This is a genomic window from Mucilaginibacter sp., assembly GCF_028288205.1.
Taxonomy (GTDB): Bacteria; Bacteroidota; Bacteroidia; order Sphingobacteriales; family Sphingobacteriaceae; genus Mucilaginibacter.
Map to the genome: position 1 here is coordinate 25373 of NZ_JAQBOD010000024.1, position 21574 is coordinate 46946.

At 39.3% G+C, this 21574-nt stretch carries 22 protein-coding genes; 8 read left to right on the forward strand and 14 right to left on the reverse strand.

Annotation, left to right across the window (positions count from 1 at the left end; translation table 11 throughout):
* Positions 1 to 54: 54 nt before the first annotated feature.
* From JWR23_RS05610 to fucP, 7 genes are all read right to left on the reverse strand, one after another.
* On the reverse strand, positions 55 to 453 hold the full coding sequence (locus JWR23_RS05610) for a putative toxin-antitoxin system toxin component, PIN family (RefSeq protein ID WP_299513986.1): 399 nt from the start codon (positions 451 to 453) through the stop codon (positions 55 to 57).
* A 15-nt stretch (positions 454 to 468) separates the two neighbouring features.
* Positions 469 to 684 (reverse strand): hypothetical protein, encoded by a 216-nt coding sequence (locus JWR23_RS05615; RefSeq protein WP_299513988.1) that lies wholly within the window; start codon positions 682 to 684, stop codon positions 469 to 471.
* A 210-nt stretch (positions 685 to 894) separates the two neighbouring features.
* Positions 895 to 2025, reverse strand: a complete 1131-nt coding sequence (locus JWR23_RS05620) for a bile acid:sodium symporter family protein (RefSeq protein ID WP_299513990.1) — start codon at positions 2023 to 2025, stop codon at positions 895 to 897.
* A gap of 33 nt (positions 2026 to 2058) precedes the next feature.
* Positions 2059 to 4242 carry a PQQ-binding-like beta-propeller repeat protein gene (locus JWR23_RS05625; protein ID WP_299513992.1) on the reverse strand — a complete coding sequence of 728 codons (2184 nt, stop codon included), beginning with the start codon at positions 4240 to 4242 and terminating at the stop codon, positions 2059 to 2061.
* A gap of 20 nt (positions 4243 to 4262) precedes the next feature.
* A complete protein-coding gene (locus JWR23_RS05630; RefSeq protein ID WP_299513994.1) occupies positions 4263 to 5252 on the reverse strand; it encodes a hypothetical protein in 990 nt (329 codons plus the stop codon).
* A 12-nt stretch (positions 5253 to 5264) separates the two neighbouring features.
* Positions 5265 to 6635, reverse strand: coding sequence for an enolase C-terminal domain-like protein (locus JWR23_RS05635; protein WP_299513996.1), 1371 nt, complete (start codon positions 6633 to 6635; stop codon positions 5265 to 5267).
* Positions 6636 to 6652: 17 nt separating this feature from the next.
* Positions 6653 to 7894, reverse strand: a complete 1242-nt coding sequence (gene fucP, locus JWR23_RS05640; protein WP_299513999.1) for an L-fucose:H+ symporter permease — start codon at positions 7892 to 7894, stop codon at positions 6653 to 6655.
* 810 nt (positions 7895 to 8704) lie between these two features.
* Here fucP and JWR23_RS05645 point away from each other — a divergent pair.
* The 5 genes from JWR23_RS05645 (at position 8705) to JWR23_RS05665 (ending at position 13606) form a co-directional block, all read left to right on the forward strand.
* Complete coding sequence (locus JWR23_RS05645) at positions 8705 to 11152, forward strand: TonB-dependent receptor (protein WP_299514001.1); 2448 nt, start codon at positions 8705 to 8707, stop codon at positions 11150 to 11152.
* Positions 11153 to 11191: 39 nt separating this feature from the next.
* Positions 11192 to 11401 (forward strand): hypothetical protein, encoded by a 210-nt coding sequence (locus JWR23_RS05650; protein ID WP_299514004.1) that lies wholly within the window; start codon positions 11192 to 11194, stop codon positions 11399 to 11401.
* A complete protein-coding gene (locus tag JWR23_RS05655) occupies positions 11398 to 11823 on the forward strand; it encodes an SRPBCC domain-containing protein (RefSeq protein ID WP_299514006.1) in 426 nt (141 codons plus the stop codon). Before JWR23_RS05650 ends, JWR23_RS05655 begins: the two co-directional genes overlap by 4 nt.
* 157 nt (positions 11824 to 11980) lie before the next feature.
* A complete protein-coding gene (locus JWR23_RS05660) occupies positions 11981 to 12322 on the forward strand; it encodes a YciI family protein (protein WP_299514009.1) in 342 nt (113 codons plus the stop codon).
* 42 nt (positions 12323 to 12364) lie between these two features.
* Positions 12365 to 13606 (forward strand): sigma-70 family RNA polymerase sigma factor, encoded by a 1242-nt coding sequence (locus JWR23_RS05665; protein WP_299514011.1) that lies wholly within the window; start codon positions 12365 to 12367, stop codon positions 13604 to 13606.
* Between the two features lie 342 nt (positions 13607 to 13948).
* On the opposite strand, the gene JWR23_RS05670 is transcribed toward JWR23_RS05665, so the two are convergent.
* The 3 genes from JWR23_RS05670 to JWR23_RS05680 form a co-directional block, all read right to left on the reverse strand.
* Positions 13949 to 14752 carry an undecaprenyl-diphosphate phosphatase gene (locus tag JWR23_RS05670; protein ID WP_299514013.1) on the reverse strand — a complete coding sequence of 268 codons (804 nt, stop codon included), beginning with the start codon at positions 14750 to 14752 and terminating at the stop codon, positions 13949 to 13951.
* Positions 14753 to 14825: 73 nt separating this feature from the next.
* A complete protein-coding gene (locus JWR23_RS05675; RefSeq protein ID WP_299514015.1) occupies positions 14826 to 15080 on the reverse strand; it encodes a DUF3098 domain-containing protein in 255 nt (84 codons plus the stop codon).
* Positions 15081 to 15156: 76 nt separating this feature from the next.
* Positions 15157 to 16035, reverse strand: a complete 879-nt coding sequence (locus tag JWR23_RS05680) for an ABC transporter permease (protein WP_299514017.1) — start codon at positions 16033 to 16035, stop codon at positions 15157 to 15159.
* Between the two features lie 218 nt (positions 16036 to 16253).
* Here JWR23_RS05680 and JWR23_RS05685 point away from each other — a divergent pair, with 218 nt between their 5' ends.
* Positions 16254 to 16442: a hypothetical protein gene (locus JWR23_RS05685; protein WP_299514019.1), complete on the forward strand. Its 189-nt coding sequence runs from the start codon at positions 16254 to 16256 to the stop codon at positions 16440 to 16442.
* Positions 16443 to 16472: 30 nt separating this feature from the next.
* Here the strand turns inward: JWR23_RS05685 and JWR23_RS05690 are convergent, their stop codons facing one another.
* The 3 genes from JWR23_RS05690 to JWR23_RS05700 form a co-directional block, all read right to left on the reverse strand.
* Positions 16473 to 18221, reverse strand: coding sequence for an ABC transporter ATP-binding protein (locus tag JWR23_RS05690; protein ID WP_299514031.1), 1749 nt, complete (start codon positions 18219 to 18221; stop codon positions 16473 to 16475).
* 155 nt (positions 18222 to 18376) lie between these two features.
* Positions 18377 to 19162: a tRNA pseudouridine(38-40) synthase TruA gene (gene truA / locus JWR23_RS05695; protein WP_299514021.1), complete on the reverse strand. Its 786-nt coding sequence runs from the start codon at positions 19160 to 19162 to the stop codon at positions 18377 to 18379.
* Positions 19163 to 19258: 96 nt separating this feature from the next.
* Positions 19259 to 19777, reverse strand: a complete 519-nt coding sequence (locus JWR23_RS05700; RefSeq protein ID WP_299514023.1) for a DUF892 family protein — start codon at positions 19775 to 19777, stop codon at positions 19259 to 19261.
* Between the two features lie 114 nt (positions 19778 to 19891).
* On the opposite strand from JWR23_RS05700, the gene JWR23_RS05705 reads away from it, so the two are divergent.
* Together JWR23_RS05705 and lspA are read left to right on the forward strand one after the other, a co-directional pair.
* The gene (locus JWR23_RS05705) at positions 19892 to 20359 is read left to right on the forward strand and encodes a DUF4293 domain-containing protein (RefSeq protein ID WP_299514025.1); all 468 of its coding nucleotides are present in this window, start codon (positions 19892 to 19894) and stop codon (positions 20357 to 20359) included.
* A 56-nt stretch (positions 20360 to 20415) separates the two neighbouring features.
* Positions 20416 to 20931 (forward strand): signal peptidase II, encoded by a 516-nt coding sequence (gene lspA / locus JWR23_RS05710; protein ID WP_299514027.1) that lies wholly within the window; start codon positions 20416 to 20418, stop codon positions 20929 to 20931.
* A 43-nt stretch (positions 20932 to 20974) separates the two neighbouring features.
* Here lspA and JWR23_RS05715 read toward each other — a convergent pair whose 3' ends face one another.
* The gene (locus tag JWR23_RS05715; protein WP_299514029.1) at positions 20975 to 21433 is read right to left on the reverse strand and encodes a nuclear transport factor 2 family protein; all 459 of its coding nucleotides are present in this window, start codon (positions 21431 to 21433) and stop codon (positions 20975 to 20977) included.
* Between the last annotated feature and the right edge of the window lie 141 nt (positions 21434 to 21574).

Genomic DNA, 21574 nt, shown 5'->3' on the forward strand with positions numbered 1-21574 from the left:
TAAGCTATTTGATCCCGGAAATTTTTATTTCAAACACAACAGCCATGCCAAGACTTATTTCTTGAGTATAAGGTTCAGAAACTCGTCTATACTGATAACATTGACCCTGGGAAAATCAACAGACTTCAGAATTTTAAAATGCTGATCATTGCTAACAATAAAATCAGCAGTCCCTACAATAGCTGCATCTACATACTTGTTATCATCGGGGTCTTTATCAATTAATTTCCATTCAAAATATACATCCACCTTGTTGAGATTATCAAGGTTCAATAACATTTCTGCTATATTAGTTGACACTGCGGCATTCGCCTTTCGTTCAATAACTTCAGTATATTCTGATAAGATATCATTACTAAGAACAAGATCGAATTTACCATCGATTAGCGCATCAAAAATTGGTCTATAAGTTGATTTTAGGGGGATGGAAACCAGCAGGACGTTCGTATCCAATACGACTATCATCGATTATTTCTTTCTTAAATTTTCATTGGTCCATTCCTTCATCAAATCATTGTTCCAGTTATTTTCCTTCCATAATTTATCCATTTCCGCAGTCGCAGTATTTGCAAAATATTTTGCCAGTATATTTTTAATTTCAGCCAATTGCTTTTCCGGTAAATTATATTGAAACAGTTTTAATAATTCTATTTGCACATTAGTTAGTTTTCCAACAGCTTCCATTACTTATTATTTTATTGTTTACACTATAATATAAATATAACAAATATACCATATATCCTGTAATGTATAAACATTCATATGTTTATACCTGATTCTTGTAAGGTATTAGTTTCCTATTGATGCAAGAAAATTCATTATCTCCTAAACTCAACTAAAGCAAAAAGGCCCGAACTTAAACAGTCCGGGCCTTTAAACTTATTGTGAGTTATATTAAGTCAATTCAACATCTTCCGGCACAGCGTTCGGGTTATCAACAGCTGCATCACCGGTTGGTTTTTTATGCCACCATGAGGCAAGTACAGAGCCGGTAATATTCATTAACGGGCCAAACACTGCTGGTGCTAAACCAACGGTTGCCATTTTACCCATTTCTTTAGCAATGCCCGATGCAAGGCCGCCGTTTTGCATACCTACCTCTATAGCCATGGTTCGGCAATCGCGCTCGTTCATCTTAAATAAACGGCCCGACCAATAGCCCAGCGTATAACCTAATAAATTATGAACCAATACCAATAATAACAATAGTGGCCCTATAGTTAAAAGGCTGGCACGGCCCGCGGCAGTAATAATTACAATGATAAAGGTTATACCAAACATAGATACGAGCGGCATGGCGGTATCCAGCCATTTTACCTTACCAATAAATATGCGGTTAAATATCAAGCCCGCGCCAATTGGAACGATAACCATTTTAAAGATATCAAACATCATTTTAAAGGCATCTATCTGGATAAATGACCCGGCCAACAGTTTCATCAACAACGGTGTTAGTAGCGGTGCAAGCATAGTGGATACCGCGGTGATGGTGATAGACAATGCCAAATTAGCTTTTGCTAAGTACGATATTACGTTAGATGCCATACCGTTTGGCGAGCAGCCTATCAGGATAATACCTGCAGCTATCTCTGGCGGGAAATGACTTACACTGGCCAGTGTAAATCCTATCAATGGCATAATAATAAAGTGACTGGTTACACCAATAAATACACCTTTAGGGGTTTTAACTACGCCCACAAAATCATGCATGCTCATGGAAGTACCCATACCAAACATAATCAGTTGTATTAACGGGGTTATCAATACAGCAAACTTAAAATCACCATATGATACAAAGTGAGCAGGATAATACATAGCCAGGCTCACTGCGGCAAATATAATTACGGTATAGGCAAATCTTTTTAAATGCTCATATCCTCTGAAGCCAATAGCCAAGGCAACGAAAAACGTTACAAACAGGGGGCCAGCATCTGCCAGGTGACCGGTAACAGCCATTACCAAAGCGGCCAATATGCATAGCAAGGATACGCCTAATGCAATTTTATATGGGGTTGTATTTTTCAATTTATTGTTCTTTAATTTATAACTCGTCAAATCTTATTTATTAGGCAAAGCAAATGTAAGCATGGTGCCGCCCGGTTTTAAATTATAGCGGGTTCCGCCGCATACAATGGTTACATATTGTTTACCATTAACCATATAGCTTATAGGTGTTGCAAAGCCACCTGCGGGTAATTTATATTTCCAAATCACTTTACCGGTTTTAGTATCATAAGCGCGCAGATTTTCATCGTATGTTGCTGCTATAAATAATAAGCCGCCGCCGGTAACTACAGCACCGCCGTGGTTTTCTGTACCTGTTGGCGGAAGGCCCTTGGCCATCAAAGCAGGGTATTCGCCTAATGGCACCTGCCATAAATAAGCTCCTGTGTTTAAGTTAATAGCATTAAGTGTTCCCCACGGTGCTTTCATAGCCGGATAACCTTCATTATCACGGAACTGTTGTGTGCCGTTATTTTGATAAGGTGTAGACCACGGCGTAGTTTGGCGTTGTCTTCCGGCATTGTTACGGGCCGGAACATTCTTTTCGGTATGTAATAAAAAGTCTACTATCAGGTCACGATCGGCTTTAGGAATATTCTGGAACGACGGCATACGGCCACGACCTGTTTCTAATATGGTAGTTATCTGATCGCGGGTAAGCCTGTCGCCTACATTGGTTAAAACAGGATAAGGCTGCGCCCCATCCCCGCCGTTGGCACCACCACCGTTTGACCCATGGCATGACGCGCAGGTAGCATTAAACAAGGTAGAGCCCGGTGTTACCGAAGCTAAAGCGTCACGTTTGGCTACATCGGTCATTTTTTGCCACCATAACATATTGTTGGCGTTGATGTACATAATACCTTTAGGATCAACAGCTGTGCCACCCCATTCGGCGCCACCACCAAAACCAAAATACAACGTACCCTGTTCGCTCGGCGGCATATATTTACTGCCATGCAGGCTATTTTTATACCTCTCTAACACATAAGCATGAGCCTCCGGTGTGCGGTCTGTAATTGTTTTTTCGGTAAGCTCCTGCATAGCAAATGGCTTAGGCAGGGTTGGAATAGGCTGTGTTGGCCATGGATGCTCGCCGGGTAAAGCAGGCGTTGTTGGCACCTTTGTCTCTTTTACCGGGAACAATGGCTTTCCGGTAACCCTGTCTAATACAAATAACAATCCATCTTTGGTAGGTTGAGCAATTGCATCAACTCTTTTTCCATTACGGGTTATAGTGATAAGGTTACCCGGACAAGGCAAATCACGGTCCCACATATCATGGTGTATGGTTTGGAAATGCCATAATCTTTTACCTGTTTTAGCATCGAGCGCTATAATACAATTGGCAAACAGGTTCATACCCGGCCTTATACCTCCATAAAAATCAACAGACGAAGAACCGGTGCTCACATAAGCTATGCCACGTTTATCGTCAATAACCAGACCGGTCCAATCATTAGCCGCGCCAAGTTTTTTGTAAGAATCTTTGCCCCAGGTATCATACCCATATTCGCCTGGAAGGGGTATTGTATGAAAAACCCATAAAAGTTTACCGGTTACAACATTAAATGCCTGTATATAACCTGGAGGGGCGTCCTGCCCTTCGGACATGCTGGAACCAACTACATAAACATCTTTATAAATCGCTCCCGGCGAAGTATTACGCATTCCCCATTTTTGTGGGTCAGCACCCCATACTTCATTATCTTTCAGTCCAATATGGATATCAACCAAACCATCGTCGCCAAAAGTTTTTATCTGCTCGCCGGTTGTTGCGTTAACTTCAAGAATTACATATCCGTAATTATAAATTACACGCTTGTCATCTCCATTTTCCCAATAGGTAACACACCGCACAGGGCCCCCGGGGCGCTTACCTGTTACTGCCGGGTCAAAAATCCATATCTGCTTGCCTGTAGCTGCATCCAATGCAACCAATTTGGCCCGTGGCGTAACTACATACATTACGCCTTTTACTACAATAGGCTGGTATTGCCAGTCGTTGCCGCGGCCACCGATATTATCCCCCGTGTCGTAGGTCCAGTTTACTTGCAGGTCCTTAACATTTGTTTTATTGATCTGGGTTAAAGGTGTATAGCGGTTACCTGCCTTATTACCACCATATTCGCGATAATCAAGGTCAGTAACCGGTTTTGTTTTTGCATGTTGTGCAAAAACGCCTGTTGATAGCAGGCAAATAATAGGTGTTATATACTTCAGATTAGAATAGTTCATTTTTTTATTTTTTAAAAATTCTATTTTGTATCGGGTGTAAACGTATAGTATTCGTAATTGGTATTCCATTTCATTTCTTTGCCCGGTGCAACGCTTATTTTTATATAAGGCTCGGGGCAGGCGGTGGTTGGGCAGGCCCAGTAAACTAATTTCTCTAACGCCTGATCGCTGGTTACATGTATACCGGCACCGCTTTTTTGGTTCTGCATTTTAATATCATAATCCTTGTAGGTGCCTCCTAATCCTTGCAGGCCGGCGCTGTATAATTGCTCGTTTTTATTTAAGGTGCGTAAAAAATTTATTTCTTTACCATTGGTTTTTCCAACCGTTCCCCAGCCCCGGCCACCTGTACCTTCATTTACATCAAACGGAAAAATAAATTTAATATTAGGCCCGGTAGGCTCTTTATCAATAACCGGGAAATTATGATTGAACATATCGGTTTCAATAGCTTTTGTACCTGTGTTTTTCAAGCTATGCTCTAAAACCATTTGGGGTTTCCCTTTTACTAACCGTACAGTTTTTTTATAGATGAATGCATACCCGGTCGAGTCATGCAGCTCCTGGGTAAATTCAATACGATCCTTTTTGGGTGATACGCTCCATTTTCCGCCATCAACAATATCATAAAGCTTGAATTCTGCATACGCTCTTTCTTTTGGTTTGCGCAAAACGCCTACGCCAATTTTTATAAAGGTGCCGCCTGCTGTTGCATCGCTGTAGCCTATTGGCCCGTATGATTCAGCCGGCCCCATCACCGCGTCATGCACTTTTGGCCCTTCGTTATCCGACCATTTACCGTAAAAACTATGTCCATTATATTCTAAACTTGAAATGATACCTGCCCAATCAAAACGAGTGGCCTGGTAATGTCCCTTTTCGGCATCGGGCAGGTATAAAGTTGCCGTAACCTGGCCATTTGTAATAGTAGCCTGCGGCGGATCTGCCAATTCAACGGCACCGGCATATAAACCGAATAACAGACAGGTAATAATGATCTTCTTTTTCATAACTATTTTTAATTACGGTCTTACAATAGTACCATCTCTTTTACGTATTGTCCAGTTACCGGCGCGGTTGCTTATAGGATATTTGGCAGCTTCTTTCTCGTCAATATCAGTACCTAAACCCGGCGCTTCATTTACAAACAAATAACCATTCTTTAATTCAGGGCAGCCAGGGAATACCGCTTTTTCTTTTTCTGAGAAAAATACAGATTCCTGTATGCCGAAGTTCCAGATGTTAAGATCGATATGGCAATGTGCAGCATGACCTATTGGCGAACAATCGCCGGGGGCGTGCCATGCCGAGCGCACATTAAACAGCTCGCCTAAGTGAGCTATCTTCATGGCCGGGGTTATACCACCTATTTGTGAAACGTGGCAACGGATAAAATCAAAAGAATGGTCGGCCATTTCCTGTACAAACTCATTAGGATTGTTAAACAGCTCGCCCATGGCAAATGGCACTGTTGTGCTGGCACGCAATTGTTTCCACCAGCTCCTGTTTTCGGGCGATAATGGATCTTCAATAAAGAATGGATCATATTCCTCTAACCGCTTGCACATGTTTATTATATCCATTGGCTGTATACGCTCATGGGTATCATGCAACAGTTCCAAATCTGTACCGCACGCTTTTCTAACCTCGTTAAACAATTTAGGGATGGCCTGCACATAAGCATGCGGATCAATAAACTGATCGGTTGGTTTACCAAATTTAGCATCCCTAAAATCAGGGTTCTTTGCCAATGTGGTAGCGCCATAACCACCTAACTGTATACGCACATGGCGGAAACCATCTGCCTGGAATTTTTTTACCTGATCTATAACCTGCGCAACATCTTTTCCATCGGCATGTGCATAGGTATCAACCGCGAAGCGGGCCTTACCACCTAAAAGCGCATATACGGGCATATTTGCGCGTTTGCCTTTTATATCCCACATAGCTTCGTTTAACCCGCTTAAAGCATTGTTTAGATCGGGGCCATTGCGCCAGTAAGAGCTTACATAGGCGGCCTGCCACATATCCTCAATATTATCAACATCCCTTCCTTGACAAAAAGGATCAAGGTATTCGTTAATCGCGGTAACTACCACTTCGGCACGCTGGGTGAAAGTTGCACAACCTACACCATATAAACCAGGTTCGGAAGTTTCCACCTTTACTATTACTAAATTTAAACCATTTGGTGCAGTACCAATTGCCCTTACTTTTGTAATGGTAACCGGCGCCATGCCTTTAGCATAGGTATTTTTAGCTTTTTCTTCTTCCTTTGCCTCAGCGCTCATGGGTGTGCCTATCAGCCCAAGTATCCCTGCTGTTGTACCCAGGCCAAGCATTTTTAAAGCATCCCGGCGGTCAAATCCTTGTTGATTTTTTAAGTTACTCATAATTAATTGTTAAATGATTATGCTGATTTTTTAACCTTGTAAAATTTATATCCAAACAAAAAGATAACCACGTAACAAATAATTGGCATGTAATAAGCCTGGGCTACATTATGGTTAGCTACCTGCCCCATAATTAACGGAAAAACCGCGCCGCCCACTACACCCATTGCTATAAATGATGAAGCTTGTTGCGTATGGCTGCCCAGGTTCTTTAATCCCAAACTAAAAATTGTAGGGAACATAATGCTGAAAAAGAAATTGATCATCATTAAAGCAACGTACGATGGCCAGCCAAAATTTTGTGCCACTATTACACACATCAAAATACTGCCGCATGCAAACGCGGCCAGTAGTTTATTTGGTGCGATAAACTTCATCAGGTAGGTGCCAACAATACGGCCCAATGCCATCATCCCCATAAAAACAATCATCAGGTTACCAGCCTTTTCATTGCTAAAATGCATAACATCAACCCCATAATTAATAAAATAGGCCCAGGTGCCGGCTTGTGCGGCAACGTTAAAAAACTGCGCGGCGCAGGCCCATACAAAATGTCTGTGCTGGTATAATTTCTTTGTTGGCGCCACGTCAACATTAACCGCATCAGGGTCAACCGCTGCTGCTTCAACATGCGGGTCTGTTAATGCAGGTATCCTTAAAAATAAAAAGGCTATTGCTATCAATACAATAACACAGCCTATACCCACATATAAGGTTTTTACAGAGGTTAGGTCGGTTGATTTTACATTATCTGTACTTAACAAAAAGAAAGTGCCAATGGCCGGGCCTATCATGGTACCAACCGCGTTAAATGCCTGTGCAAAGTTTACCCTAAGATCGCTGGTACGTTGGTCGCCCAGGGCTGCTGCAAAAGGGTGTGCTACGGTTTCTAATGTGGCCATACCACAGCCCATTATAAATAAAGCTATCCTGAAAAAGGTAAAGCTTGCGGCATTTGCTGCGGGTACAAACAAAAATAAGCCGCCTGCAAATAAAGCCAATCCTAATATTACGCCCGGCTTATAGCCAAATTTCTTCATAAAATATCCGGCCGGGATACTCATTATAAAATAGGCGCCAAAAACCGAAAACTGAATTAGCCCCGATTGCGATTTTGAAAGATTTAATACATTTTGAAAATGCTTGTTAAGTACATCGCTCATGGAATGCAATACACCCCACATCAGGAACAGTGAAGTAACAAAAATAAGGGTGACTACGAATTGCTTCTCGGTAAAGGCAGGTTTTTGCTGAATCATCAATTAGGGTTTAATTAGGTTAAAGTTATCACAAGGGGGTGCAATCTTATACATATAAGCGCTATGGATAATCTTTTTTAACAAGTTTAAATTGGTTATAATACAGCCGCCCGGGCAATATTTTATATCTCAATCAAAAAAACAAATTTTATTAATCAATTCATAATAAATACCACATTAAATATCTTGTGTATATAAATGTTACATACCTTTTAAGCATAATAGCCTGTAAGTGATATAACACCAATTTACTTCATTAGCACTGTCCCAGCAACGGGCTCCCGATAGAGGTCCCTGCGCATAAATGCAAGATCAGGTTCCAGCCACACGAGGTTATAAGGATTCGTATTGTTTACATCATAGTACTATCCCGGCGGGGTCGCTCGCAATGACTCGTCCTAAAATAGGTTTACACAAAAAAGTGTTTCACATCAGGTGTTTCACCCTAAATTTGAAAAAATCGATAAAATGGTATAAAATACTTATTATAAGCTATTTACAATATTTAACCTAAAGCTTTTGTACTGTTTCAAAGTGTTTCACTCATTTTTGCAAATAACTATATATCAATATATTAACCTAAAAGAGTGTTTCATCTGTTTCATTATTTTATGAAACACTACATCACCTTTTTTAATGTAATAACCGTTACTATCGCGGCAGGATACGTTACCGAAAACTGCCGCGAAGACGTTTGTTGAGAGGGCTGTTTCCTTATTAACCCTTCCTTATTTAAATTAATTCTAAATAATTTTTGAAAATCCAAAGTCATTCTTATTTTTGCGTTTAATTAGACTTAATATAAATAACATGCAGAATACTTATCACTTTCTTAAAAAACTCCTGTTTCTACTATTTTTTACCTGTAACCTGGTTAGGGCAGATACGCCTAATGGGAAAATTTCTGGCACAGTAACTACTTCTGACGGTAAACCTGCTGTATTTGTAACGGTAACTATTGTTGAATTAAACAGGGCCACAAGCACCGGCAATGATGGAACTTACTTTTTTGGAAATGTAAAACCCGGTACCTATACGCTAAAAACGTCATTCGTTGGTGCCGGGAACAATGAAAAAACAGTTATTGTAATTTCAGGAAAAACAACAGTTATTAACTTTACTTTCACACAAAATGCCTCACAATTAAATGAAATTAATATTTATGCGGATAACGCGTTTACCAAACCGGCATCAATAGGTAAATCAAGCATAAGTTTGCTGGATCTTCCGCAGAGTGTTGGAATAGTACCGCGAAAGGTAATTGAGGATCAGCAAATTAATACCCTGGGCGATGCCGTTAAAAATGTAAGCGGTGTTTCTTTAACCCAAACCCGTGGCGGTGTGAGCGAAACTTTTTCGGCACGGGGTTACAGTATAGGCATCGGGGGTGGCGCGGGCAGTATTTTTAAAAATGGCGTGTTAATAAACACGGCAGGTTTCCCTGAAGCAAGTACATTAGAATCTATAGAAATATTAAAAGGCAGCGCCGCATTGCTTTATGGCAATGTATCAGGCGGCATGGTTATTAATTTGATAACTAAAAAGCCAAGATTTGAAAATGGCGGCGAAATTTCTATGCGCTATGGAAGTTATAACCTGTTTAAACCCTCAATTGATATATATGGCCCCCTGAGCGGTGATGTAGCGTATAGATTAGTGGGCACTTATGAAAATGCCGGCAGTTACCGTAACCATGTTTATAGCGAACATGCTTATATTAATCCGTCACTGCTTTTTAACCTCGACAAAAAAACAACATTATTAATTGAGGGCGATTATTTAAAATTGAATTTAACACCTGATTGGGGTGTTGGTTCATTAAATAACGGACAGGCTATACCTTCCATGGTCCCGCGTTCGCAATTTATAAATACAGTTTGGGCGTATAGCCACATGAATCAATATTCGGGCACGGCAACATTAAACCATCAATTTAATACTAACTGGCACATAAACGCCATAATTTCTTCACAAGGCACTAAGATTGATTCTTACGGCTCAAATTTACCCAATACAGTAAACGCCACAGGCGATTGGAACCGTGGCCTGGCCAGGGCAAATACATTTGAAGGTGATTATACAGGACAGCTTAATATAAACGGGAAATTTAAAACCGGCTCAATCACACATCAATTATTAGTGGGAGCTGATGCTGTTAAAATATTAAATAAAAGCCGGGCCTATGGAATTAATAATGGTGCTTCGCCAATAAGCCGTTATGCGTATGACAAAATAAATATTATTGATCTGAACAAGTATACACAGCGAACAGATATACCCAACGCTGTTGATACCGCTTTAACAACCGCGCCGGTATATCGTTTCGGCGCTTACATTCAAGACATGATGAGCCTTACCGACAAACTGAAATTTTTAGCGGGTATACGTTGGTCATGGCAGCAAACTTATCAAACTACTATACAAAACCTGCTTAAAAATACAATAGTCACGGGCACAGCTATAACCAGATATGATCGCGCTTTTACGCCAAAGCTGGCATTGATCTATCAGCCGGTAACAACAAGTTCTATCTATGTTAGTTATAGCAATAATTTTCAGGTTAATACGGGTACTGATATTTACACTGGCCAGGGACTTAAACCATCCATTGTTGATCAATACGAAGCCGGTATTAAGAATGAGTTTTTTGATGGTAAACTCTCTGCAAATTTTAGTATTTACCGTATAGTTAATAATAACCTTGCCGTAACGGCCCCGTTTTTAGCCGACGGAGTTACTATAAATAATGATGCTACCAAAAAACAACTCAGCGGGCAAACCACAAGTGATGGCCTGGATGTTGATTTGACAGGAAATCTTTCAAAAAATCTTTATTTTATAGCAGGATATGGCTATAATTTTATGCGGTATACTAAAACATCAGGATTAAAAGGTTCAAACATTGAGGGTGAGCAAGTAGTAATTAACCCCAGGCATACTGCTAATGCATCTCTGTTTTATACGTTTAATTCGGCTGCATTACAGGGTTTTAAATTAGGCGCGTCTGCATTTTATACCGGGTCACGCCTGGCAGGTTATAATAATACCGTTGGGCAAGCACAACCTTATAGCCGGTTATTACCAATAGGTGGTTTTGCAACACTTAACTTAACCGCAGGATATACCTGTCAAAAAATTTCTTTGCTGGCCAGCATAACTAATTTAACTAATACTTTTAATTATCTTATACATGACAATTATAGCATTACACCTATACCCCCAAGGCAACTTTTAACTACACTTACTTACAAATTTTAAAATAACTGCAACACTTTAGATTTGACAACTTTTAAAAAGTTGTCAAATCTGGTAACTTATGAGCTTTTTGCAGAAGGTGAAGGAACCAAACTGGTGTTAACCCATAACAATTTAGAAAATATGCTTAATGGCAGTCCGTTATTTTTGCGCGCGAAAAATTTGTTGGTGGCTGGACCCATCTTACCGGCACGCTTAAAAATTTCCTGGAAAAAGAGTAAATTTACTATCACCATAAAACATATGTTATGAATACAGAACCATTTATAATTGAACAAACTTACAACGCTCCCGTTAACTCGGTCTGGAGCGCGTTGACCGATAAAAATAAAATGAAGGATTGGTACTTTGACGTTGATGATTTTAAACCGGAAGTAGGATTTACCTTCTATTTTAGTGGCGAGGATAAAGGCGTGAAATTTGTACATGAGTGTGTAGTAAAAGAAGTTATTACCGGCAAAAAGTTGGCTTATACCTGGCGATATCTTGATTTTCCGGGCAATTCGCTGGTAACTTTTGAGCTTATTGCAGAAGGCGGACAAACACGGCTTAAGCTAACACATACGGGCTTAGAAAGCTTCCCAACTGATAACTCTTCATTTGCAAGAGAAAGCTTTGCCCGTGGATGGACCTATATTACAGGCACCAGCTTGAAGAATTATTTGGAGAAGTAATTAGTAACAATAAACATCCAATGTCATTTCTCCCTATGGTCGAAATGACATTTTTAGTTACCTTCATTGAGTAATAGAGGTATAAAAAACGCAGTGGCATGTCCAATTTTTAAATACCGGATCGTCATTAGTTTTTAACCATTAAAACTCAACTAAAATGAACGACTTCTTATTGATCTTCAGGCGTGAAGCCTCTTTCGACACTCAGTTAACTCCAGAGCAGTTACAAGAAATTTCAAAACCATGGCAGGATTGGATGGGCGGTTTAGCGGCCCAAAACAAACTGGTTAACCAAGGCAATCGTCTAAACAGCGATGGCAAAGTAGTAAAACCAAACAATGTAGTTACCAATGGTGCCTATGTTGAGGTTAAAGAACTAATAGGCGGCTATACCATTATTAAAGCCACATCATTAGATGAAGCGGCCGAAATTGCCAAAGGCTGCCCCATACTTGCCGTTGGCGGCAGTGTTGAGGTAAGACAAATTATATCTATGTAAGGTAAAATTAAGCCCCTCATTAATGTGAGGGGCTTTTGTTTCATGAAAGAAGAACCGCTTTTATCTAATCTGTTCCGCACAGAGTATCGTAAGCTTACGGCTGTGCTGGCAAGACTGTTTGGTTTTGAGCATATACAAATAGCAGAGGATATAGTAAGTGATACATTCCTGTTGGCTTCAGAAACATGGGGTCAAAACAAACTGCCCGAAAACCCAACCGCATGGCTTTATACTGTAGCTAAAAATAAAGCGAAGGACCATTTAAAACACAATGCAATTTTTACACAAAAAATTGTTGTAAACCTTAAAGCCGAAAATCCCACGGCAGAAGAAATTGAGATAGACCTATCCGAAAAAAACATTAATGACAGCCAGCTGCAAATGATGTTTGCTATTTGCCAGCCAATCATTCCGGCCGAAGCGCAGATAGGTTTGGCATTGCGTATCCTTTGCGGTTTTAATATTGCCGAAATTGCCGATGCCTTTTTAACCAATAAAGAAACTATTAACAAGCGCCTGTTTCGCGCAAAAGAAAAATTGCGGGGAAATAATGTACAAATTGAATTCCCTGGCGTTAATGAAATAAATCAACGATTAGAAACAGTACTGCTTACTTTATACCTTTTATTTAATGAAGGCTATTATTCCATCAGTGGCAATACTAACCTGCGCAAAGATCTTTGCCTGGAAGCTATGCGTTTAACTTATTTGTTGATAGAAAACAAACCAACAAATTTACCCCCTGTAAACGCGTTATTTTCGCTCATGTGTTTTCATGCCTCGCGATTTGAGGCCAGGATAGATAAAAATGGCGAAATGATTATCTATGATGAGCAAGACAGTAGCTTGTGGAACGAGGAATTAATTTCGAGAGGCAAAAACTATTTGATAAGGGCGGCCCATGGCGATCTGTTAACACGCTATCACCTGGAAGCTGCTATTGCCTACTGGCATACCATTAAGGCAGATACCGCCGAAAAGTGGGAAAATGTTTTACAGCTCTATAATAAACTGCTAATACTGGAATACTCACCCATGGCGGCCCTAAACCGCACTTATGCTTTGGCCAAAGCAGATGGTAAAGAAAAAGCCATTATTGAAGCCGAGAAATTAACACAGTTAGCCGATAGCCATATATATCATTCTTTGCTGGGGTGGTTATATACTGCTATTGATAATGAAAAAGCTTCAGCGCATTTACAAACTGCTTTAAAGCTGGCTAAAAGCAAAGGTGAGAAGAATAGGATTGTTAAGAATATAAAAGCTCTGAACCTTGATTCTTAGGTTAAAATTAGCCTGATTATTGCAAAAGCATGAAATCCTTTAATCTCCAAATCATGGTTCTGATATAAACAAGTAGAGCTCCTGATGGGCAGGAGCTCTAACTAACCAATTATAAACCAATTATATGAAGAGACATGCTATTTTGAAATATTCATCAAAACAACACATTACGTTAATTCGTGTTTCTAATAACAATATACAAACGCCATGCCTAATTAATAATTGTACCTTATTGTACTATTAACACTATTTAACATTATTGTTACACGCGCAGGCTTTATATATAAAAAGAGCGATGGTTTTTACAACCCATCGCTCTTTTTAAAATATGATGTAAAAGTATTAAGCTGTATGCAAAGCGTTGCCTGTATAGTACAATACAATAATTACTATACCTGCCAAAATGCGGTAAAAGCCAAATAGCCTAAAGCCTTTTTGCTCTAAAAAAGTAATAAATGATTTTATGGCCAATAGCGCCACAATAAAAGCGATAACGCTGCCTATTAATAAGAATTTTATATCCTGGTGCAAATCAACTGCTGCTATGTTGCCGTGCTTATAAAAATCGTAAAGGTCCTTAAGGGTTGCACCAAACATGGTGGGCACCGCTAAAAAGAAAGAGAACTCGGCAGCTGCCTTGCGGCTTAGCTTTTGCGACATACCCCCTACTATTGAAGCAGCCGAACGTGATACGCCAGGTATCATGGCCAGGCATTGAAACAAACCTATTTTAAGCGCGGTAAGATGCGTTATCTCCTTTTCGTCATCAACAGTAGGTTTGTTAAACCATTCATCAACAAAAAGCAAAATAATGCCACCCAGTACAAAAGCTACTGCGACAACTAACGGGCTTTCTAAAAGAATATCTATCTTTTTCTTTAACAATAAACCAAATATCACCGCAGGTATAACACCAATAACCAATTTCACATAGAAATCAATAGAGCGAAAAAAGCGTTTAAAGTAAAGCACCACCACCGCGAGGATAGCACCTAACTGAATAACGATCTCGAATAGTTTAACAAATTCATCCTTGCTTATGCCCATCAATGAGCTGGCAATAACCATATGGCCGGTTGACGATACCGGTAAAAACTCTGTCAATCCTTCAATAATTGCCAGTATAATAACGTGAATAATATTCATGGAGGTGAGGGTAGATTTAAAGATTGGAGCAAATATATACTGTATGTAGCGCTACACTGGCTACAGTATAAAATTATTTTGTTTCCGGCTTTTTAAGGATAGCGTAAAAACCAATTCCAAATCCGCCTAAAACTACTATAGGTGCTATAACAATTTTAGTGGTGCTGTAAATATCAGTAGTGCCGGCCATAAGCACAAAGCCAAATGCCACTACAGCAATACTGATGATGAACCAGGTATAATTACTTTTATCGAATACAAATTTTACAGGTGTAGTTCCCTGTGGTTTAGCTGCTGTTTTTGCCGCCGGTTGTGTGGTCTTTGCCATCTATTTTTTAATTATTGAATGAGTGATTGAGTGAATTGGTGAATGAAGGCACTTTTACCTTTATTCCTTTCACCTTTTACCTATAAAGGTCGTATAATTTTAAACGTAAAAATTTATTTACTGCAAGGTAGGTACTAAAGGCCGAAATAAATATACCAATACCAAGTACGCATAAAAATACGATCGCGAATTCTGCGTTGTTTTGCAGGATAACAAGGTCGGGTACTTCTAAATTAGCCAGGTATAAGGTACCTACCAAAATTATAACAGCTATTAATCCGCCTAATAAACCGTGCCACATACCATATAGCAAAAATGGCTTGCGGATAAATGCTTTGGTAGCACCCACCAGCTGCATTGATTTAATTAAAAACCTTTGCGAGTAAATAGCCAGCCTGATGGTATTATTGATAAGTGCTACAGATACTACCACAAATATACCTGTAAAGGCTAATATTACTAAGGTAATAGATGTTAAATTCTGATTCATTTGGTCGACCAGCGATTGCTGATATTTAACCTCTTTTACCAGCGGGTTTTTTAACAACTGATCTTTAAATTTTGAAATATCTGTATTGTTGGCAAAATCAGCTTTCAGGTAAACATCTAATGATTGTGATAATGGATTGTATCCCAAAAATTTCACAAAATCTTCGCCAAGGTCTTTTTGCAGGTTACGGGCGGCCAGTTCTTTACTTACATAAATGGCTTGTTTAACCATCGGGTTGGTTTCCAATTGATTTTGTAACTGACGCACATCAGCTTCGTGAGCTGCATCGTCAACAAAAATATTTAGTACAATATTTTCCTTTACATAGCGCGAAAGATTATTAGCATGCACTAATATAAGGCCCAGCAAACCTATCATTAACAAAACCATAGCTATACCAAACACAGTAGATATATATATCGTCTTTGTTTTATGTGCCGATTCGCTTGCTTCAAATTCTTCCATAGCTTACTATTAGTTTATGCGAAATTAAGAAACCATTACTAAAGGTAAAAGTTTATATTTTATTAATTGACTTTTAAGTTTTGTTTAACAGAATTTAACTAAGATTAATAAGATTAAAGGATAATAAGATTTTCACCGTATTACATCCTATAATTTAGAAGTCTTACAAATCCTGGTTCAGATAATAAACAAATTTTTTCTCCAACTGTTATTATAACATGACAAAGCCAGCAAACTCAACAAACAAACCATCACCGGCAGATACGCCTACCCACAGGCCAAATGATAACGGTGGCAAAAGCAAGGTGCGCAATTCTGACAAACAGTATAATGCTGATGTGCCTCATGGCGGGGATATCGCTAAAAAACATGAGCGGGAAGAGCAACCGGTTAATCCGGTTAAATAGTCATTGGTCATTAGTGGATTTACCCCATGACTAACGCGCTATCCCGGTAGAATTAAACTGCAGATCGTACAACTTACGATAATACCCATCATCAATACGCAGCAGCTCTTGATGGGTGCCAATCTCTTTTATTTCGCCGTGATCAAGTACAATTATTTTATTGGCATTTTGTATGGTAGATAAGCGGTGGGCAATAACGATGGCCGTACGCCCCTGCATTAGCTTATTAATGGCATTTTGTATCAATATCTCTGTTTCTGTATCAACTGATGACGTAGCCTCGTCCAATACCAAAATAGCCGGATTATAAACCAGGGCGCGGATAAATGAAATGAGTTGCGCCTGCCCTGCTGATAGGGTTGCGCCACGTTCCATTACGTTATAATCATAACCGCCCGGTAAACGTTCAATAAACTCGTGCGCGCCTACATCTTTGGCTGCGGCAATGATTTGTTCGCGGGTTATCAGCTCGTTATTAAGGCTGATATTGTTGGCAATGGTATCTGTAAACAAAAACACATCCTGTATTACCGTAGCAATTTGCGACCGCAGGTAATCAACATCATATTCCCTTATATCATTTCCATCAACACTAACCTTGCCTTTGCCAATTTCATAAAAGCGGTTCAGAATATTTATGGTTGATGATTTGCCGGCGCCTGTAGCTCCTACCAGCGCCAATGTTTCGCCGGGTTTTACGTGGAAGTTAATATCCCTTAAAACCCAGTTCTCATCATTATAAGCAAACCAAACATGTTTAAACTCAAGCTCGCCTGCTAAACGAATTGGTTTTAATGTGCCGGTGTTTACGGCTACCTCATCAGTATCTAAAACCTTAAATATCCTATCGGCGCCTACCATGCCCATTTGCAGCGTATTAAATTTATCGGCCAATTGACGTATAGGGCGGAAGAGTAAGTTTAATAGCACAATAAATGCCAATATAACCCCCGGTGTTACCGGCTTACCTGTAGCAGATATACTTGTTAATTGCTGATCGGTAAGTATTCTTTTGCAGCCATACCAAACAAGCAAACCAATACAAACGGCAAACAAAATTTCTACAACCGGGAAAAATATAGAATAATACCAGTTAGACCGGATATTTGCATCGCGATATTTTAAGTTAACAGCCTTAAACTTCCGCATTTCCTGGTGTTCGCGTGCAAAGTTTTGTATTATGCTGATACCCGAAATATGCTCGGCTAAAAAGGTGTTTAACTGTGCTACCTGTGTGCGCACTTCCTGGAATGATGATTTAATAGCTTCTTTAAATACATAAGTTGATGCAAACAGTAAGGGCATCGGGATTAATGTAATAAGCGCCAATTTCCAATCTTTTAGCAACATGGCTATTACAATTGCAACCACTAATAACATATCGCCCATGATAGATATTAACCCTTCAGAAAATATATCGGCAATAGTTTCCAGATCTGATACCGTACGGGTAATGAGCATCCCAATTGGCGTACGGTCAAAATACTTTAAGCGCAGTTTGGTGATATGGTTAAAAATATCAATACGCAGATCGCGTATTACTGATTGACCTAAAGCATTGGTAAGATAAGTTTGATAATATTGGGCGATGGTTTGAATAAGAAGCAATCCTATCATCAGCTCCACCATAAAGAGCAGGCCGTTATAATCATTAAGCATTATATGCTCATCGAGTGTTTTTTGGATAAGAACGGGCAGTCCCAACGCGCTAACAGCCAAAAAAACAGTTAAAAATACCGATATGATAAACGTAGTATTGTACGGCTTAACATAATGCATTACCCGCTTTAGCAGCTGCCAATCAAATGCTTTTCCGGTTACACCCCCCCCGCCTCCTGAAGGGAGAGCCTTTGAAGTGTCTTTTTGGGGACTGTTATTTTTATCTGTACTCACTAATTCAAAGTTACTTTATTATTGATCGAAAATAAAACTGGTTACGCTATTGTTCCCCCTTCAGGGGGGTAGGGCAAAGGATACTTCACCTCCGTTAAATACAATCCGCAAGCCGGCACAGATGCCCCCGCATTGCTGCGGTTTTTACTTTCAATGATATCCCGGATAGCTTCGGGCTCAATTTCTTTGTGGCCCACCATTAACAGCGTACCTACAATAGCGCGCACCATATTGCGCAGAAACCTATCGGCAGATATTTTGAAAATTATGCTATCACCTTCGCGTACCCACTCTGCGTTAACTATTTTACAATTATTGGTTTTAACCTGTGTGTTTGATTTACTGAAACAGCTAAAATCTATGTATCCCATAATGATCTTTGCGGCTCTGTTCATCAATTCCAGATCAGGCTCATCACGCAATAACCACGAATAGCCATTTTTAAATGGGTCTTTATTAAAGTGGATATGATATTCGTAAGATCTTAAAGTAGCATCAAACCTTGCATGTGCACCAGCATGAACAGGGATGATGCTTTTTACAGCGATGTCATGCGGCAAAACAGAATTAATACTACGTACACTATTAACGATAGAGGATGGAGGATGTACCATAGACTTACAATCAAAATGCGCGATAAACTCTTTAGCATGTACGCCTGTATCTGTGCGCCCACAACCTAACGCTTCAATTGGCTCTCGCAATATGGTTGACAAGGCTTTATTAAGCACCTCCTGCACACTCACAGCATTATGCTGCGATTGCCAGCCATGATAGTTGCCACCATCATAAGCCAGTTCAATAAAATAGCGTTGTTTTGCTGCCACAGGGCAAAGGTAGCTAATGAAGATTAAAGATTAGTGATTGAAGATTAGTGTCAAATATGATAAGCCCAATTTTCAATCTTTAATACCCAATCTTCGCTAACTAATATATTCCTTGTAAATAGCCTCAAACAAAATTTTATTCTCAACCGCGGTATCAAAAGGCTGATCTAAAAAAGTATTGCTGTAGCCAATTGATTTGGCCAGATTTTTAAGCACTTTAAAGTAGGTTATTTCAATACCTTCTATTATTTGAAGATAAAACAATATAAATACATCACGCTCAACAGGTGTTTTGCCGGTTTTAATTACCGACAGATAAGCCTCCAACGTCATGGCTTTCATGCCTAAAATACTAATTTTTGCTGGCACGCTCTGGATAGCTTTATATATCTCATCCATTAGCAGTACCTGGTTATTAGTATCTGTTCTAAGTTCATCAATAGCCAGCTTTAATTGCTTCAGCGAAGCTATAGTTTCAATCTCATTAAAAAAATCAAACAAATGTTGCTTGCCAAAATAAACACTGTTTAAATGTTCCAGGAACATTTTTTTTAAATGGTTATTTTCAAACTTCACATCCTTTGGAGAAAGAGCAGCATCAGGAGTATCGGCCATGGGTGGTTATTATTAAAACAACATAAATCTACAATATTATTTGCACTTTAATAAAAAGTGTTATTTATATAAACAGTACTAAAACAATTATATTTGCTCCATAATATTCAACTTATGTTACAACGAATACAAAGTATTTACTTATTATTTGCCGGGCTTGTAATAGCTGCGCTATTTCTTTTCCCACTGGTTCATAATGTATATGTTAACAGCAAACCAGTAACTATTATGGTTACCGGTATTTACCAGGATGTAAATGGCCAACATACCCATACCGGGGCTTTCACTGCACTTACTGTGGCAACGGCGTTTGTAGCTTTAATACCCTTGGCAATTATATTTATGTATAAAAACCGCAAACAGCAAGTTGCCTTATGTTATGGCGCCATGCTGGTGGTAATAGCTTATAGTTACTGGGTATCACAAACGGTAAAAAGCGCTATTGGCGATGCTTATTTAAATATGGGCAATTATGGCATTGGTATCATTCTGCTTTCGCTTAGCTTATTATTGATTGTGCTGGCGCAAAAATCTATACAGCGTGATGAGAAGCTGATAAAGTCGGCAGACAGGTTAAGATAATTGTTTGAACCGCTGATTGTTTTGATTATGGATTACGCTGATTAGTATAGCTTATTATGAAAAATTGGGCAAAAGTATTGTTATTCTGTATTAGCTGTACGGTATTTATAGGATGCGACAGGATAACCAAGCAAATGGCAAAAGAACATTTATTGTTATTTGGCGAGCCTATCTCTTACTTTCATGATACTTTCCGCTTTGAACGGGTAGAAAATACCGGCGCCGCCTTAAGCGTTGGCGATGCACTGCCCCCAAAAGTAAGTTTTTGGCTGTTAAGTATAGTGCCTTTAGTAATACTGCTTCTTTTATTTGCTTATGTAGTGCGGCAATTAAACAATTTTAGTTTGTTAAAGCTGCTTTCCTTCTCGTTAGTAATAGCCGGTGGATTAGGTAATATTATAGACCGTATAATTTATGACCGCCACGTAACCGATTTTATGAATATGGGCATTAAAAATATACGTACCGGTATTTTTAATGTTGCCGATGTATGTATTACGGCAGGCATTATCGGCTTATTTATTGCCTTTTATAACAGACAACGTGGACTTTTAGAGCCGGATAATATTTAGCTTAAGCCAAGTCTAAATATTATTTTGATTACTATAACATGGTTTATTCAGGACAATTATCTTTCCGCCTGGTATCAACAATATAAATGATCTTCCATCCTGCTGCAGTTTTCATTAATTGAAAAACATCCACCCCGCAATGACTGAATTTATCGTCTAAATAAAATTTGTATGGCGCCCAAACACTGGCCAAATCGCCATCAATTTTTATATCCTGGAAAACTATTCGTTCATCATATACCCCTTTATGCGGTGTACCTACCATTTTTACAAAATCGTTAGGGTTATCTACTACCAAAACAGCTGAGCCATCCTTTTTATTCGATACCCCATGAAATGCAATGCCGGTAGCAAATGTTGAGCGCAGCAGCGTACTATCACCTTTACGCATAGCATCAAACATATTATTAATGGTTTGCTTAACGGCAGCCACGGCAGTTTCCTGGGCAAATGCGATGCTGCAATTTGCGGTGATAGCTACAAGGATGATAATTTTTTTCATACACTAAGTTAACACGTTTAGTGATTAAATTCGATATAAAAATTAGTTCACCCATGAAGTAAGCAAATGCAGCAATAAACCTATACCCGTTAAATGTTATTACTGTACTGTACCATGTACACGTTGATACACCTGGGTACA

Bases quoted from the DNA above. Each gene is read 5' to 3' on its own strand.
- JWR23_RS05705 (WP_299514025.1), top strand. From the start codon at position 19,892: ATGTTACAACGAATACAAAGTATTTACTTATTATTTGCCGGGCTTGTA.
- lspA (WP_299514027.1), top strand. From the start codon at position 20,416: ATGAAAAATTGGGCAAAAGTATTGTTATTCTGTATTAGCTGTACGGTA.
- JWR23_RS05675 (WP_299514015.1), bottom strand. From the start codon at position 15,080: ATGGCAAAGACCACACAACCGGCGGCAAAAACAGCAGCTAAACCACAG.
- JWR23_RS05630 (WP_299513994.1), bottom strand. From the start codon at position 5,252: ATGAAAAAGAAGATCATTATTACCTGTCTGTTATTCGGTTTATATGCC.
- JWR23_RS05685 (WP_299514019.1), top strand. From the start codon at position 16,254: ATGACAAAGCCAGCAAACTCAACAAACAAACCATCACCGGCAGATACG.
- JWR23_RS05670 (WP_299514013.1), bottom strand. From the start codon at position 14,752: ATGAATATTATTCACGTTATTATACTGGCAATTATTGAAGGATTGACA.
- JWR23_RS05645 (WP_299514001.1), top strand. From the start codon at position 8,705: ATGCAGAATACTTATCACTTTCTTAAAAAACTCCTGTTTCTACTATTT.
- JWR23_RS05635 (WP_299513996.1), bottom strand. From the start codon at position 6,635: ATGAGTAACTTAAAAAATCAACAAGGATTTGACCGCCGGGATGCTTTA.
- JWR23_RS05700 (WP_299514023.1), bottom strand. From the start codon at position 19,777: ATGGCCGATACTCCTGATGCTGCTCTTTCTCCAAAGGATGTGAAGTTT.
- JWR23_RS05660 (WP_299514009.1), top strand. From the start codon at position 11,981: ATGAACGACTTCTTATTGATCTTCAGGCGTGAAGCCTCTTTCGACACT.
- JWR23_RS05615 (WP_299513988.1), bottom strand. From the start codon at position 684: ATGGAAGCTGTTGGAAAACTAACTAATGTGCAAATAGAATTATTAAAA.
- JWR23_RS05690 (WP_299514031.1), bottom strand. From the start codon at position 18,221: ATGCATTATGTTAAGCCGTACAATACTACGTTTATCATATCGGTATTT.
- JWR23_RS05665 (WP_299514011.1), top strand. From the start codon at position 12,365: ATGAAAGAAGAACCGCTTTTATCTAATCTGTTCCGCACAGAGTATCGT.
- JWR23_RS05680 (WP_299514017.1), bottom strand. From the start codon at position 16,035: ATGGAAGAATTTGAAGCAAGCGAATCGGCACATAAAACAAAGACGATA.
- JWR23_RS05625 (WP_299513992.1), bottom strand. From the start codon at position 4,242: ATGAACTATTCTAATCTGAAGTATATAACACCTATTATTTGCCTGCTA.
- fucP (WP_299513999.1), bottom strand. From the start codon at position 7,894: ATGATTCAGCAAAAACCTGCCTTTACCGAGAAGCAATTCGTAGTCACC.
- JWR23_RS05655 (WP_299514006.1), top strand. From the start codon at position 11,398: ATGAATACAGAACCATTTATAATTGAACAAACTTACAACGCTCCCGTT.
- JWR23_RS05715 (WP_299514029.1), bottom strand. From the start codon at position 21,433: ATGAAAAAAATTATCATCCTTGTAGCTATCACCGCAAATTGCAGCATC.